1 protein-coding gene is annotated in these 234 nt (G+C 56.8%); it reads right to left on the reverse strand.

Annotated elements, in window-relative coordinates; all coding sequences use genetic code 11:
• On the reverse strand, positions 1-192 hold a 192-nt coding region (locus tag SB765_RS33915), incomplete at its 3' end, for a pyridoxal-phosphate dependent enzyme (RefSeq protein WP_410933073.1).
• Positions 193-234 lie beyond the last annotated feature (42 nt).

Here is a 234-nt window from a genome sequence, read left to right on the forward strand (position 1 = left end):
GGCCGCCAGCAAGCCGAAGCCGAAACTGCCACCGGTTTTCTCGATGACGGTTGTCACACCGGGAATGATGTCGCCATTGCGTACGGCATGCTCGACGATGCGCCGGGCCGCTCGGTATTTGTGGCTTCCCCCAGGGTTGTTCATTTCCAGCTTGGTATAGATGCGATCGCTGACACTGATGAGCTCGCTCATTTGCGGCTACCTTCCATTGAAGTATGCAGGCAGGTCTTGTTC

It is taken from the genome of Pseudomonas sp. SIMBA_067 (genome assembly GCF_046534675.1).
In the GTDB taxonomy this organism is placed as follows: Bacteria; Pseudomonadota; Gammaproteobacteria; order Pseudomonadales; family Pseudomonadaceae; genus Aquipseudomonas; species Aquipseudomonas putida.